We start from the raw sequence: 15295 nt of genomic DNA on the forward strand, positions 1-15295 counted from the left end.
GCGGAGAAAGTGCCGGTCGGGAACAAGCGTCACATGGCGGCGCGTACGCGCCGCTGAGGCTGGCAACCCCATGCAGACGCTGACAATCAAATGCAAGCCGATTCTCTCCGACGAGGAACGCGGGGCGATCGACGCCACGATGGAGGCGTTCGCCGCCGCGTGCAATGACGCCATCCGCGTCGGGCGCGAGATGGGCACCACGTCGAACGTGCGTATCCACCACGCCTGCTACAAAGACCTGCGAGCCAATCACGGGCTTACCGCCAACCTCGCCGTGCGTGCCATCGCCCGGGCGGCGGGCATCCTGAAAGTCAGGAAGCGCAGGCGTTCGACGGTTCGCCCGACGAGCATCGACTACGACGCCCGCATCTTCTCCTTCCGCGAAGCCGACTGGACGGTCAGCCTTTCCACTATAAGCGGGAGGATTCGCGTTCCCATCCGCGTCGGAGACTACCAGAAGCAGCTTCTCAGCGGAAGGAAGCCCAAGAGCGCCGTCGTCTGGAAAACGCGGCAGAACGAGTACTACATCGGCATCCACGTGGACGTCGAAGCACCCCCGCCCGGCTTTGAAGAAAAGCATGGGACGCATGACGCGTCCCGGTGGATCGGTGTTGATCTGGGTATCGTCAACATCGCCACGCTGGATGACGGTACGGCATTCAGCAGCGATACTCTGGAGGAAACCCGTACCCGGTACCATCGCACGAGGCGTTCGCTCCAGCGAAAAGGCACGAGAGGCGCACGGTGCGTCTTGAGACGGCTTTCGGGGAAGGAGCGGCGCTTCCAGCAGGCGGTCAACCACGAGATCAGCAGGCGCATCGTAGACAAAGCCGCCGCCGAAGGTAAAGGCGTTCGGCTCGAAGACCTGAGCGGGATCCGTGATCGGATGCGCGTCAGGAAGTCGCAGCGCCGCAGGCACCACGGTTGGGCGTTCTACGATCTGCGATCCAAGATCGAGTACAAGTGCGCTCTTGCCGGCGTGCCTTTCGAGATGGTTGATCCCCGCTACACTTCTCGCCGGTGCCCCGTCTGCGGACATACCGAGAAGGCCAATCGCAAGAGCCAGAGCGAATTTCGCTGTCGCTCTTGCGGGTTGGAAGCGCACGCCGACATGATCGGCGCGATCAATATCTCCCTCGGGGGCGCTGTCAACCGTCCCGAAGTAGCGCTCAGGACGTTCGGCCGATTGGACGATTGGACGCGCCACGCGTCCAGACGCGTCTAGACGCGGCTCAATGCGTCCATTGATGTCTTGGCGGTGTTGCTTAGTCAGCATCGGGCTGAGACGGGGAGCAGCTACAAGCCACCCTCTTCAGGGGGTGGTAGTTGACAAGTCGGGACGGTCCGGAGATGGTCGGAAAAGAGGCGGGGTCAGCGGGCGGCCAGGCTCGAGTCCCGGCGGACGACCTCGACGGCGTCGCCCTCGGTCACTTTCGTCTGGCCGACGACGATGACCTCGTCGCCCGGCTCGAGGCCTTCCTCGACGACGACCCGGCCGCCGTAGGAGGGGCCGAGCGTGACCGTGCGGCGCCGGGCCACCCGTTGCGCTTCCTCCTGCTCGACGACGTACATGGTCTGGCCGTTTTCGTCACGAAGCACGGCCGTCTGGGGAACCACAAGCCGGTTTTCGTAGGTGGCCCGCGTCAGGTAGACCTCGGCAATCATTTCGGGCTTGAGGCGACCGTCCCGGTTGTCGAGTTCGATCTCGATGCGGAAGGTGCGGTTCTGCGGGTTGATGACCCGTCCGGCGAACGTGACCCGGGCCGGGCGACGGGCCATGCCGTAGGCCTTGAAGCCGACCTCGACGGGCGTGCCGGCTTCGATGTCGTTCGCGTAGCGCTCGGGCACGCCGGCGACGACCTTCACCCGGTCCGTGTTCACGAGGCGGACGACGGGCGTGCCGGGCATGACCTGCTCGCCCACCTCGACCAGGTGGGCTTCGACGGTGCCCGCGAACGGCGCCCTGATCCGGGTCTGGCGGAGCTGCTCCTCTGCCTGGCTGAGGGCGGCCCGGGCCTGGGCCAGCTGGGCCTTGGCCTGGTTGCGTTGCGTGCGCACGTTCTCGAACTCGATGGCGCTGATGATCGAGTCCCGGTAGAGCGGCTCCTGGCGGCGGAAGGTGTCCTCGGCCAACTCATACTGTGCCTGGGCCGCTTCCACCTGCGCCCGTGCCTGTTCCACGGCGGCCCGGGCCAGCTCGGCGTCCAGTTCGGCGACCACCGTGCCCTGGCGCACGGCCTGGCCCAGCGGGGCCAGCGAGAGGATCGTGCCGGCCGTCTCGGCCGAGAGCGTGGCATCGAAGGCCGTCTCGACGGCGCCGGTCAGCTCGACGATCTCGGTGAACGAGGCCGGCGCCAGCACGAGCGTCTCGACGCGGACGGTGCGTTTGCCGGGCAGCGGGGCGGCGGCTTCTTCGGCGGCGCTGGCGTCTTCACTTCTGGCACAGCCGGAGAGCACCGGCCCCAGGGCCAGCAGGCCCGCAAGCAGCAGAGGTGTGGATCTATGGAGCATCGTGATCTTCATGTTCGTTGCCGGATTGCGCGCCACGGGCGCGTTCAGTTGCGTGTTTCGGTGAGGTTGAAGCCGGGGAGCCCCTCCCGGTCCGGCAGACCGACGGCCGCTTCGAAGGCGGCCCGGGCCCCGAGCAGGTCGTGCATGGCCTGCAGGTAGTTGAGGCGGGTCTGGTCGAGTTGCTCGGAAGCCTCGCGTACCTCCAGCGGGCTGGCAACGCCTTCCTGCAGGCGGGCCAGGGCATAGTCGTAGTTGAGCTCGGCCCGGTCCACGTTCCGGCGCTGCGCCTCGATACGTTGCCGGGCGGCCTCCAGGTTGCGAAGCGCCTGTTCCACCTCCAGCTTCACCTGCTGGACCAGCTCGTCGTACTGCAGGCGGGCCTGGCTCACGGCGATCTTGCGCTGCTGCACCTGCTGGCGCCGCTGGAAGCCGTCGAAGAGGGTCCACGAAAGCCGGAAGCCGACGTTGACGTTCCAGTCCCAGTAGGCATCGCTGAAGAAGTCGTTGCGCTGCGTGGTGAAGCGGAACGGGTCGTCCGGGTCCGAGAGCACGACCAGGCGGTTGTCCGGAACGTTACCGAGGTAACCGATGCTGGCAAAGGCGTCGAGTGTCGGGAAATACTGGGCCCGCGTCGCCTGCTCCTGCACCTTTTGCAGCTCCACGTTGATCCATGCCTGTTCCACGTCCGGCCGGCGTTCGAGCGCCAGCGCGAGGGCGCGTTCGGCCGAGATCTGGATGAACTGGCCGGGATCTTCGGCTTCCAGGCGGCCGCGCAGCGAGACCGGCTGCTCGATCGGGAGGCCGAGGAGCAGCTTGAGGTCGTCGGTGGCCTGTGCCGCCGCGTTCTCGGCCTGCACGAGCTGGGTTTCCAGGTTGGCCAGCTCCACCTCGGTGCTGAGGCGGTCGAACTTGGGCGTAACCCCCTGGGCGACGCGCTTGCCCACTTCCTCCAGGGTCCGGCTCGTGCGGGCCACGCTCTGACGCGCCACCTCGACGCGGGCCTGGGCCAGCAACGCCTGGTAAAAAGCCTGTTTCACCCGGGCGATGAGCAGCTGCTCCTCCCGTTCCAGCCGGCGTTCCGTGAAGGGTTCGAGGTATTTGTCGGCGCCCGCGGCGCCCCAGATGGCCCGTCCGTCGAAGATCTTCTGGGTGATGCTGATGGTGTTGCTGAACTGGTTCGGCACCGAGAAGGGGTTGCCGCCGCCGGTCAGGGTGGCGCCCGCCTCGTCCAGCCCGGCCTGCCGGCGGGAAAAGAACTCGGCCAGCGAGATCGGGTTGGTGGCCGGGTCGTCGTCCGTGCGGGCCTGCTCGTTAAAGGCCAGCCAGTCGATGAAGGCAAACGAGTTGAACAGGCTGCCGGCCTGGCTGCCCGCAAAGGGGTTGGCCGATTCGAGGTTTCGCGTATAGCTGGAATTCAGGGCAATCTGGGGCAAGAGCTGCCCCCATCCCTCTTTGACCTGTGCACCGGCGTTCTTGAGATCCAGCCGGGTTCGCTGGAGAGCATAGTTGTTCGCCAGGGCAACCTGAATCGCTTCGTCCAGGGTCAGGCTGATCGGGGCGGCGGAGGGGGTAACCTGGGCCCGCGCAGGCAGGGCAAGGAGCACGGCCAGCAGCAACACCGCAAGACCGCCGTGCCGCAAACAACCTTTGAAAGCGAGATCTATCCGGTTCATGTTCAGCTTGTCGGTCGTTCTGGGGAGGGCCGGACACCGGCCGGATCGGCCAGCAGCCCGTCGAAAAGCATCGTCGTCAGAAAGCGCGCCATCGACTGTGCCGTCTCCTCGACGGGACAGCAGGACGGATCCTCCCGGCACTCGAGCATCATGTGCATCTGGCAACCGTTGATGTTGCCCATGATCATGTGCGCGACGGCCTGCGCCGGCAGCGGCTTGAGTTCGCCGCGGCGCATGGCCGTCTCCAGGGGCGGTACCAGCGCTGCGTTGATGCGCTCCTTCTGCCGCAGGAAGTAGGCCGTCTTCTCCGGGTCGTCGCCAAAGATCATGCGGTGGGCTTCCTTCATCAGAATCTTGAACAGATCCTGCCGGTCGAGGAAGAACTGGAAGCAGGACGCGATGAACTGCTCGAACAGCTCGCGGGTCGGATACTGCCTGGTGCGTTCCGGCGAGAACGAGCGCACGATCAGGTGGTAAAGGTCGTCGTAGATCTCGTCGAAGATGGCGAAGAGGAGATCCTCCTTCCCCCCGGTGAAATAGTTGTAGAGCGTGCCTTTGCCGAACTCGGCCCGCTGGGCGATTTCATCGACGGTTGCCTGCAGATAGCCTTTTTCGGCGAAGACGGCCCGGGCCGCCTCGAGCATGGCGCGCCGTCGCATGAGCCGTTCTCGCTCGCGACGCGGCAGGGCGGTTTCGGATACGTCCGGTTCGTACATCGGATCAGGGTTCAACGTGCGGGAAGGTGAGCGTCGTCTGCCAGGATACACCCGTACCCGTGACAACCCTCGGTCATGACCTTCGACCGGCGGAGGCCGGTCTCCATGTCGTATTCAAAGAAAGAATTCTTAATGTGCAAACGGTTTGTAAACAATGATTTATAAAATTATGACCGGTCAGTCACTTTTCGACTGCTACGTCATTTCATCGAAATGGATGCACACCGCGTGTTAAGAAATCGGAAAGAAGGACGGGCGTGTCGAGGCCGGTGTGACAGGGTTTCTCCGTCTCGTTGTAACCCGGCGATGAACATTGCGTAAAGCCGGATCGGACCCTGCCATTTTTCTGCGATGTCATGAAGTACGTGTTTTCGTTTCGCTGCCTTCTGGTGCTTTTGCTGATCGGAGTGACCGGTGCGCCGGCCCATGGTGGTCCGGCGGAAGCCTGGGATACGGTCAAGCGTACCTTCAAGGTGCGGCCCGGCGGCACCCTGTTCATCGATCTCGATCACGGCAACGTCACGGTCGAGGTGGGCCGCGACGATCTCGTCCACATCGAGGTCGAGCGCATCGTGGAAGCGGACAGCGAGGAAGAAGCCAAGCGCATCCTGGACCGGCACGAGCTTGATTTTTTGCAGGACGGCAACAATGTGCATTTCCGCTCGCGTTTCGAGGACCAGCGGTGGACGCGCAAGCTCTGGGGGCGTAGCACGCGGTTCAAAATGGAGGTGCGGGTCAAGGTGCCGGAGCGTTTTAACGTCGACTTCAGCAACGGGGCGGGTAACCTTGTCATCGCGGACGTGGTGGGTCGGGTAGCGGGGCGCACCGGCGCCGGCAACGTGCGCATCGGCACCGTGCGCGGGCCGGTCGAGGTCAGTTCCGGAGCCGGCAACATCGAGGTAGATGGGGCGGTAGGCCGGGTCGAGGTCAGCTCCGGGGCCGGCAACATCACCCTGCGGCGTATCGAGGGACAGATCCTTGCGCACACGGGGGCCGGCAACATCACGGCCCAGATCACCAGCCAGCCGGAGGATGCCTCCCGGCTTGAATCCGGCGCCGGCAACGTGACGGTGTACCTCGACCGGGACGTAGGGGTCTATGTCGATGCCGTGGCGGGACTGGGGTCGGCCGAATGTGAATATGGCCTCGAGATCGAAGGGAAATGGATGAAGAAGTCCTTCGGAGGGCGTGTCAACGGCGGGGGACCCGAGCTGACGCTGCGCTCCGGGGTTGGCAACGTGGCGCTCAAGAAGATGTGACCGCCTTTTCCGGGTCTACGGCAAGGGTCTCGCTCCGGTGAGACCCTTTTTTCTTTGGGCATACCGGAGGCCGGAGGCGCCGTGCGGGCAGCACGGTGTTTGAAGTCCGTCGGGGAGGGCTTGACAAAAACTTGAAACTTTGCTTGCTTAACACTGTTAACCCCGGTGTGTCATGGAGCCTTCTGCACAGGATAGCGGCGATCTCCGGCGGCGGATCCTGGATACGGCCCGGTGCCTGCTCGTCGCCGACGGGTACAAGCGCCTGTCGATGCGCAAGATCGCGCGGGCCATCGGATACAGCGCCACGAGCATCTATCTCCATTTCGAGAGCAAGGATGCGCTGGTGCACGCCCTGATCGAGGAGGGCATGGAACGCCTGTACGGGGCCTTTCGGCGCGTGTGGGCCGCCCACCCCGACGATCCGTATGCCCGGCTGGAAGCGCTTTGCCGCTGTTACGTCGATTTCGGGCTGGAGCACCCGGAATATTACGAGATCATGTACCTGCTGCACCCGGAGCAGATGGCCCGCTTTCCTGCCGAGAAGTATCGCCGGGCTCGTCGCAACCTGGAGCTCCTCGTCGAGACGCTGGCCGAGGGGGCGGAGCGCGGGGTGTTTGTGCCGGAGGATCCGCTCCGGGCGGCCAGTGCCATCTGGGCGTCGTTGCACGGGGTCGTCTCGCTGTTGCTCTCTCGCCGTGTGGACGTGCGGGTGGAGCCCCGGCAACTGGTCGATGCCACCATCCGGCAGGTGCTGCGCGGCTATGCAGTCACCCCGCTCGACGTAGACCTACCGGCTTCCGGTTAAAGCCCGCCTTCGCGGGTGCATAGATCGCCGGCCGGCAGGCCGGCACCTGACCCGGCTCGCGCCGTCCTTCGCGTGACGGGCGCTGGAAGGGCGCCGTGCCGGAAGCCCGTTCCCTCGAAACCGAAGTCGCCAGCCCGCCATGCCCGCTCGCATCTACACGGCCCCTCCGGAAGAGGGCGACCCCGTGCTGGGACGCACGTTGCCCTCCCTGCTCTACGAGGCCCTCGCCCGCTATCCCAATGACCGTGCTTTCAACCAGCCCCGGGGGGACGACTGGCGGCCCATCAGCCTGGATGCTTTCCGCGACGGCGCCGAGGAACTGGCCCTCGGGCTGCTGGCCTTCGGGTTGCAACGGGGCGACCGGGTGGCCTTCTATCTGGAAAGCGACGCCTATTTTTGCCTGGCGGATATGGCCTGTCTCATCGCCGGGCTGGTCGACGTGCCGGTTTACCTCTCGCAACCCCTCGAAGCGATCCATTATGTGATCGAACATGCCGAGGCAAAAGCCGTGTTGGTCTCGAACGTCGAGCGGCTGGCCGAGATCGCGCCGGTGCTGGCCGAGACGCCGCAGGTGGAGACGGTGATCGTCGTCGAGGCGGAGCAGGGGGGCACCTGGCCCTCGCTGCCCGAGCGTGTCGGTCTGCTGACCCTCTCGGCCATCCGGCAGGCCGGTCGCACCCGGCGCGGGCAGGACCCCGGGGCCGTCGGCCGCCTGCTCGAACAGATCGATCCGCACGACCTGGCGACGATCATCTACACGAGCGGCACCACGGGCCGGCCCAAGGGGGTGATGCTCTCCCACGAAAACATCTCGTCGAACGCGCTGACCTCCTTCCGGTGCCTGGGCGACTACCGGCCCGGCCCGAAAGGGGAGACGGTGCTCTCCTTCCTGCCGCTGACGCACATCTTCGCCCGGACGCTGTACTACGGCAGCGTCGCCTACGGGTCGTGCATCTACTTCACCACGCCCGAGGCACTGGGCACGGCCCTGCCGCGGGTACGCCCGACGATCTTCGCCACGGTGCCCCGCCTGCTAGAAAAGGTCTACGGGCGTATCCTGGAGCGAGCGCACGACCTGCCCGCGATGAAACAGCGCATCTTCCGGTGGTCGCTGGAGGTTGCCCGGGCGTACGAACTGGGGGAGAAACCGTCGCCGGTGTACCGGATCAAGCGGCGGCTGGCCGACGGGCTCGTCTTCGACAAGTGGCGCGAAGCCCTCGGCGGGCGTGTCAAGTACGTTATCTGTGGCGGTGCGGCCCTCAACGCGGACCTGGCCAACCTGTACGCCGCCGCCGGCATCGCCGTCCTGCAGGGCTACGGCCTCACCGAGACCAGCCCCGTCGTCTCTTTCAACCGCCCGAAGCGTAACCGCGCCGGTACCGTCGGGCAGCCCATCCCCGGCGTCGAGGTCATGATCGCCGAGGACGGCGAGATCCTCGTGCGCGGGCCTAACGTCATGCTCGGCTATTACCGCGATGCGGAGACCACCGCCGCCGTGCTCGAACCCGACGGCTGGTTCCACACGGGCGACGTGGGAGACTTCACCGAGGACGGGTTCCTTCGTATCACCGACCGGAAGAAGGACCTCTTCAAGCTCTCCACCGGCAAGTACGTCGTGCCCCAGCCGCTCGAAAACCGCCTCGTGGCCGAGCCGCTCGTCGAGCAGGCGGTGGTGGTGGGACCCGAGCGCAAGTTCGCCGCCGCCCTCATCTTTCCCGAGGAACAGGCGCTCCGGCGGGAGGCGAAGTCGCTGGGGTTGCCGGCCGATCAGCCCCTCGAAACGCTCGTCGAGCACCCGCAGATCGTGGCCCGTTACCAGCAGCTCGTGGACCGGGCCAACGAGGGCATGGACCCGTGGTCGACGATCAAGCGCTTCCGGATCGTACCGGCACACCTGACCGTCGAGGACGGCCTGCTTACCCCTACCCTGAAGGTGAAACGGCGGAAGGTCTACGAGCGCTTCGCCTCCGAGATCGACGCCCTCTATGCCGACGCGGCGTCGCCCCATCCATCCGAAGCATCGCATTCAACCTGAGTCCCGATACGCATCATGGAAACGACCACCCTGGATCCGAAGACCCGGCCGCACGGTGCCGCCACGGCACACCGGCCCTTCCGCACCGTGACCGTCCTGGGCGCCGGCACGATGGGCGCGCAGATCGCCGCCCACTGCGCCAATGCCGGCCTGACGGTCAACCTGCTCGACATCGCCCCGCGTGACGAGGCGCAGCCCCGGAACGCCGTCGTGGAGGCGGCCTTCCAGCGGGCGACGAAGCTCAAACCCGACCCCTTCTTCACCGACGCGGCGAAGAAGCGCATCCGGCTCGGCAACTTCGACGAGCACTTCGACCGGGTGGGCGAGGCCGACTGGGTCATCGAAGCCGTCGTCGAGCGGATGGACATCAAACGGCAGGTGATGGCCCGCGTCGAGGAGGTGGCGCGGCCCGATGCCGTCATCTCGACGAACACGAGCGGCCTGCCCATTGCGCAGATCGCCGAGGGGCGCTCGGAGGCGTTCCGGCGCCGGTTCATGGGCACGCACTTCTTCAACCCGCCGCGCTACCTGAAGCTGCTGGAGGTCATCCCCACGCCGGACACGGACCCGGCGCTCGTCGAGCGGGTGGCACACTTCGGGCGCGTGCACCTGGGCAAGGGCATCGTCATCGCCAAGGACTCGCCCTACTTCATCGGCAACCGGATCGGCATCTATGCCCTGATGGTGGCGCTCCGCCACTTCACCGAAGGCGACTACACGATCGAGGAGATCGACACGCTCACCGGCGAACTCGTCGGCCACCCGAAGTCGGCGACCTTCCGCACGGCCGACGTGGTGGGGCTGGACGTGATGAAAGACGTCATCGAGAACCTCTACGCGGCGGTGCCGCACGACGAGGACCGGGAGGTCTTCCGCGTGCCGGAGGTCCTCGTGAAGCTCGTCGAACAGGGGGCGCTCGGTGCCAAGACCGGGGCCGGCTTCTACCGGAAAGAGGGGAAGGTCATCAAGTCGATCAACCCGGCGACGGGGCAGTACGAGGAGCCGCGCCCGATCAACCTGGAGGGCCTCGACGCCATCAAACAGGCCGGCGGGCTCGCCGACCGGCTGCGGGCGCTCTGGCAGGACGAGGGCCGTGCCGGTGCCTTCTTCCGCGACACGACGCTCCGGCTGCTCTCCTACAGCGCCCGCCGCATCCCCGAGGTGACCGAGAGCCCGGCGGACGTGGACCGCGCCCTGAAGTGGGGTTTCGGGTGGCAGATGGGGCCGTTCGAGATGTGGGACGTGCTCGGCTTCGAGGCGGTCGTGGAGGCGCTGCGCGAGGCGGGTCTGCCCGTGGCCGCCTGGGTCGAGGCCATGCCCGCGCACGGCGCAACGACGTTCTATCGCCGTGCGAACGGCATGCCGCAGGTCTACGTCCCGGCCGAGGAGGCCTACGTGGATGACCCGCCGCCTGCCGATGAGATCAGCCTGGCCGCCATCAAGACGGACGAGCGGCGCGTGCTCTGGAAGAACCCCGACGCGGCCCTGCTCGACCTGGGCGAGGGGGTGGCGCTCTACGAGTTCCGCTCGAAGGCCAACGCCCTGGGGCAGTTCGTGATGGAAGGGCTCATGGAGGCCATCGAGAGGGTGGAGAACGATCCGGACCTGCGGGGGATGGTCATCGCGAACGAGGGCAAGAACTTTTCGGTCGGCGCCAACCTGGGTGAGGTGGCCATGGCCGTCATGTCCGGGCAGATGGACACGGTAGAGCAGGCCGTGCGCGGGTTCCAGCAGGCGGTGCAGCGCGTACGCTACGCCGCCAAGCCGGTGGTGGTGGCGCCGCACCAGATGACGCTCGGCGGGGCGTGCGAGCTGGTGATGGCCTGCCCGAATCCGGTCGTGGCCGCCGAGACGTACATCGGGCTGGTGGAGCTCGGCGCGGGCCTCATCCCGGCCGGCACGGGCACGATGCGCCTGGCCGCGCAGGCCGCCGCCCTGGCGCCGAACGGCTTCCCGAACGAGATCCAGGCCTACCTGCAGAAATACTTCGAGCAGGTGGCCATGGCGAAGGTGGCCACGAGCGCGCGACAGGGACAGGAGATGGGCTATGTGGCCTCGCACGCGCCGGTGGTGATGAACGCCGAGCGGCGCTTCTTCGTCGCCCGGCAGGAGGTCATCCGTCTCTCCGAGCAGGGGTACCTGCCGCCCCCGCCGCTGACGCACATCACCGTGCTCGGCCGTCCGGCCGCCGCCGCGCTCGAAGTCGGGGCCTATCAGTTCCTGCAGGGGCGCTTCATCAGCGCGTACGACTTCCATCTGGCGAAGAAACTCATCTACGTCCTCACCGGCGGCGACCTGACCGGTCCGGCGGAGGTGCACGAGGATTACCTGCTCGACCTCGAACGGGAGGCGTTCATGAGCCTGCTCGGTGAGCCGAAGACGCAGGAGCGCATCATGCACCTGCTCCAGCATAACAAGCCGCTCCGCAACTGAGGCCGTCCGAAGGATGTGCCAGGGACCCTTTCGTTTTGATCTGAACAGGAGAGAAGAGCCATGCAGGCAAAAGAAGCATACATCGTCAGCAGCGTGCGGACGGCCGTGGGAAAGGCCAAAAAAGGCACGCTCCGCAACATGCGCCCGGAGGAGATGGGCGCGGTGGCCGTCCGGGGTGCCCTCGAACGGGTGAAGGGGCTGGCGCCCGAGATGGTGGACGACGTCCTCATCGGGTGTGCCATGCCGGAGGGGGCCCAGGGGATGAACATGGGCCGCCTCATCGCGCAGAAGGCCGGCTTGCCCGACGCCGTGCCGGGGGCCACCATCAACCGGTTCTGTTCCTCAGGGCTCCAGACCATCGTGATGGCCACACAGGCGATCATGACCGGCCAGGCCGACGTGATCGTGGCGGGCGGGTCCGAGTCGATGAGCCTGGTGCCCATGACCGGCTTCTACTTCCAGCCGGACCCGGACCTCGTCGCCCGCGACATCGACGCCTACATCAACATGGGCAATACAGCCGAGAACGTGGCCGAGAAGTACGGCATCACGCGGGAGGAGCAGGACCGCTTCGCCCTCCGCTCCCACGAGCGGGCCATCGCGGCCATCGAGGCCGGGCGCTTCGACGAGGAGATCGTGCCGCTGCCGGTGCACGATGTGGTCTATGCCGGCGGCGCCACGCAGGCCGTCGAGACGGTGTTCACGGTGGATGAGGGGCCGCGGGCCGATACGAGCCTGGAGGCGCTGGCGCGGCTGAAGCCGGTCTTCCGCGCCGGGGGCACCGTCACGGCCGGCAACGCCTCGCAGATGTCGGACGGCGCGGCGGCGGCGGTGGTCATGAGCGGCGAGACGATGCGGGAGCTGGGCGTGGACCCGATGGGGCGGGTGCTGGGCTTCGCCGTGGCCGGCGTGGCGCCCGAACTGATGGGCATCGGCCCCGTGGACGCCATCGCGAAGGTGCTGCGGCTGACGGGCCTTTCGCTCGCGGACATCGGTCTCATCGAACTGAACGAGGCCTTCGCGGCGCAGGTGCTGGCGGTCATCAAAGAGGCCGGGCTGGACGAGGAGATCGTCAACGTCAACGGGGGGGCCATCGCGCTCGGGCACCCGCTCGGCTGCACCGGGGCCAAGCTCACGGCCACGCTCCTGCACGAGATGAAGCGGCGCGGCACCCGCTACGGCATCGTGACGATGTGCATCGGCGGGGGGATGGGGGCGGCGGCCGTCATCGAGAACCTGATGCGGTGAGGCACGGGGACGTCCGGGCACGCGCCCGTGCGCTTCCTGCCTGCCGCGCTCATGAGACAAGGAGGTGTTGTCATGAACCTGCCTTTTTATGATTTCCTGGCCGGGATGCCGGTGGCCTGGGTGGTGGCCGGCATCGTCGTCGTGGCGCTCGTGCTCGGCTACACCGGGGCGCCGCTGTGGCTGTGGACGCTCGCGGCGGCGGCGCTACTCTACGGCTTCGGCGCGCCGCTGTGGCTGTGGGTCGTCTTCGGCCTGGTGGCGGTCGTCTTCAACGTGGCGGCCGTGCGGCGGGTGCTCCTCACGCGCCCGATCATGCAGCTGATGAAGGCGCTCAACTTCCTCCCGTCCATCTCCGAGACGGAGCAGACGGCCATCGAGGCGGGGACGGTGTGGGTCGAGGGCGAGTTGTTCTCCGGCAAGCCCGATTTCAAGCGCATCCTGAATGAACCCTACCCCGGCCTGACCGAGGAAGAACAGGCCTTTCTCGACGGCCCGGTAGAGGAACTCTGCCGGATGTGTGACGACTGGACGGTCTGGCAGCACCGCGACCTGCCGCCCGAGGTGTGGCGTTTCATCAAGGAGCATCGCTTCTTCGGGATGATCGTGCCGAAGGAGTACGGCGGGCTGGGGTTTTCGGCCCTGCTCAACAGCGCCGTCGTGCAGAAGCTGGCGACGCGCTCGGGGCCGCTCTCGGTGACCGTGATGGTGCCCAACTCGCTCGGTCCGGCGGAACTGCTCATCCACTACGGCACGCAGGCCCAGCGCGACTATTACCTGCCGCGCCTGGCCACGGGCGAGGAGATCCCCTGCTTCGCCCTGACGGAGCCGGAGGCCGGGTCCGACGCCGGGGCCATCTCGTCGCACGGCGAGGTGTTCCGGGGCGAGGACGGCCGGCTCTACCTGCGGCTCAACTGGAAGAAACGGTACATCACGCTCGGGGCGGTCGCCACGCTCATCGGGCTGGCCTTCAAGCTGCGTGACCCGGACAACCTGCTGGGCAAAGGCACGGACCTGGGCATCACCTGTGCGCTCATCCCGGCCGACACGCCGGGGGTGGTGCAGGGCTACCGGCACGATCCGATGGGGGTCCCGTTCTACAACAGCCCGCTCGAAGGGCACGACGTGGTGGTTCCCATCGACGCCATCATCGGCGGGGCCGAGGGGGCGGGGCAGGGCTGGCGGATGCTCATGGAGTCGCTGGCGGCCGGGCGCGGCATCTCGCTGCCGGCCACCTCGGCGGGCGGCGCCAAGCACGTCTTCCGCGTCGCCTCGGCCCATGCGGCCGTGCGCCGGCAGTTCGGGCTCCCCATCGGCAAGTTCGAGGGGATCGAGGAGCCGCTGGCCCGTATCGGCGGGTGGAACTACCTGATCGAGGCGGCGCGCACGTACACCTGCGGAGCGCTCGACCGGGGCTCGAAGCCGGCCGTCGTCACGGCCATCATGAAGTACAACACCACCGAACTGGCGCGCAAGATCATCAACGATGGGATGGACATCCTGGCCGGCAACGCCATCTCGCGCGGGCCGCGCAACCTGCTGGCGCACGGCTACATCAACCAGCCGGTGGCCATCACCGTCGAGGGGGCCAACATCCTCACGCGCACGCTGATGATCTTCGGGCAGGGCGCCATCCGGTGCCATCCGTATGCCTACGCGGAGATCAAGGCGCTGCTCGATGACGACGCGAAAGCGTTCGACCGGGCCTTCTGGCGCCACATCGGTCACGTGGGGCGGAACAAGGTGCGGGCGTTTCTGCTGAGCCTGACGCGCGGCTACCTGGCCGGCTCGCCCGTCGGTGGCCCGTCGGCGCGGTACGTGCGCAAGCTGGCCTGGGCCTCGGCCTCGTTCGCCTTCCTGGCCGACGTCGCCATGGGCACGCTCGGCGGCGATCTCAAGCGCAAGGAGAAGCTCACCGGCCGTTTTGCCGACATTTTCTCGTGGATGTACCTGGCCGCGGCGACGATCCGCCGCTTCGAGGCCGAAGGGCGGCCGAAGGAGGACCTGCCGTACTTCCACTGGGCGATGCAGTACGCGCTCAAGCAGATCCAGGACGCCTTCGACGGGCTCTATGCCAACCTCCGGGTGCCCGGGCTGACGTGGTTCGTGCGCGGGCCGATGGCGCTGTGGTCGCGCCTGAACCCGATCTCGCGCGGGCCGAGCGACCGGCTCGGGCACGAGGTGGCCCGGCTCATGCAGACGCCCGGCCCGCAGCGCGAGCGCATGGCGCAGGGCGCCTACGTGCCGGACGACCCGGACGAGGCGCTGGGACGGCTGGAACGGGCCTTCCGCCTGGCCGCGCAGGCGCAGGACGTCGAGCGCAAGCTGCGCGACGCCGTCAAGGCCCGGCAGCTCCCGAAGGCCGCGCCGGCGGAGCTGGTGAAACGCGCGCTGGAGAAGGGTCTCCTCACGCCGGACGAGGCCGCCCTGCTCGAGCAGGCCGAGGCGGCCCGGAACGACGCCATCCAGGTCGATGCCTTCACGCTGGACGAATACCTGCAGACGGCCATTCCGTTCGAAGCGGTGAAGGAGGGCGGCGACGGAGCGGTTCGCTCGCCGGCCTCGACCCGGTGATGCGCTGTTCCCGGGCGCCGGGCGCGTGTCGCATACGCGTGATC

10 protein-coding genes are annotated in these 15295 nt (G+C 67.0%); 7 read left to right on the forward strand and 3 right to left on the reverse strand.

What is annotated here, in order from left to right; all coding sequences use genetic code 11:
• The first annotated feature begins 70 nt into the window (after positions 1-70).
• Positions 71-1225 (forward strand): RNA-guided endonuclease InsQ/TnpB family protein, encoded by a 1155-nt coding sequence (locus GQ464_RS14265; protein ID WP_166974177.1) that lies wholly within the window; start codon positions 71-73, stop codon positions 1223-1225.
• 146 nt (positions 1226-1371) lie between these two features.
• Here the strand turns inward: GQ464_RS14265 and GQ464_RS14270 are convergent, their stop codons facing one another.
• The 3 genes from GQ464_RS14270 to GQ464_RS14280 are packed head-to-tail and all read right to left on the reverse strand — an operon-like array spanning position 1372 to position 4900.
• Positions 1372-2511, reverse strand: a complete 1140-nt coding sequence (locus tag GQ464_RS14270) for an efflux RND transporter periplasmic adaptor subunit (RefSeq protein ID WP_228350316.1) — start codon at positions 2509-2511, stop codon at positions 1372-1374.
• 44 nt (positions 2512-2555) lie between these two features.
• Positions 2556-4184, reverse strand: coding sequence for a TolC family protein (locus GQ464_RS14275; RefSeq protein ID WP_166974171.1), 1629 nt, complete (start codon positions 4182-4184; stop codon positions 2556-2558).
• Positions 4185-4186: 2 nt separating this feature from the next.
• Positions 4187-4900 (reverse strand): TetR/AcrR family transcriptional regulator, encoded by a 714-nt coding sequence (locus GQ464_RS14280; protein ID WP_166974168.1) that lies wholly within the window; start codon positions 4898-4900, stop codon positions 4187-4189.
• Positions 4901-5256: 356 nt separating this feature from the next.
• On the opposite strand from GQ464_RS14280, the gene GQ464_RS14285 reads away from it, so the two are divergent.
• The 6 genes from GQ464_RS14285 (at position 5257) to GQ464_RS14310 (ending at position 15251) form a co-directional block, all read left to right on the forward strand.
• Complete coding sequence (locus GQ464_RS14285; RefSeq protein ID WP_166974165.1) at positions 5257-6159, forward strand: DUF4097 family beta strand repeat-containing protein; 903 nt, start codon at positions 5257-5259, stop codon at positions 6157-6159.
• A 172-nt stretch (positions 6160-6331) separates the two neighbouring features.
• The gene (locus tag GQ464_RS14290; protein WP_166974162.1) at positions 6332-6964 is read left to right on the forward strand and encodes a TetR/AcrR family transcriptional regulator; all 633 of its coding nucleotides are present in this window, start codon (positions 6332-6334) and stop codon (positions 6962-6964) included.
• Positions 6965-7103: 139 nt separating this feature from the next.
• Positions 7104-8999 carry an AMP-dependent synthetase/ligase gene (locus tag GQ464_RS14295; protein ID WP_166974159.1) on the forward strand — a complete coding sequence of 632 codons (1896 nt, stop codon included), beginning with the start codon at positions 7104-7106 and terminating at the stop codon, positions 8997-8999.
• 15 nt (positions 9000-9014) lie between these two features.
• Entirely contained in the window at positions 9015-11432 is a 2418-nt protein-coding gene (locus GQ464_RS14300) for a 3-hydroxyacyl-CoA dehydrogenase/enoyl-CoA hydratase family protein (RefSeq protein ID WP_166974156.1), read from the forward strand.
• Positions 11433-11492: 60 nt separating this feature from the next.
• Positions 11493-12680, forward strand: a complete 1188-nt coding sequence (locus tag GQ464_RS14305; RefSeq protein ID WP_166974153.1) for a thiolase family protein — start codon at positions 11493-11495, stop codon at positions 12678-12680.
• Positions 12681-12752: 72 nt separating this feature from the next.
• The gene (locus tag GQ464_RS14310; RefSeq protein WP_166974150.1) at positions 12753-15251 is read left to right on the forward strand and encodes an acyl-CoA dehydrogenase; all 2499 of its coding nucleotides are present in this window, start codon (positions 12753-12755) and stop codon (positions 15249-15251) included.
• Positions 15252-15295: the final 44 nt, after the last annotated feature.

Origin of the sequence: Rhodocaloribacter litoris (assembly GCF_011682235.2) — a bacterium.
Lineage (GTDB): Bacteria > Bacteroidota > Rhodothermia > Rhodothermales > ISCAR-4553 > Rhodocaloribacter > Rhodocaloribacter litoris.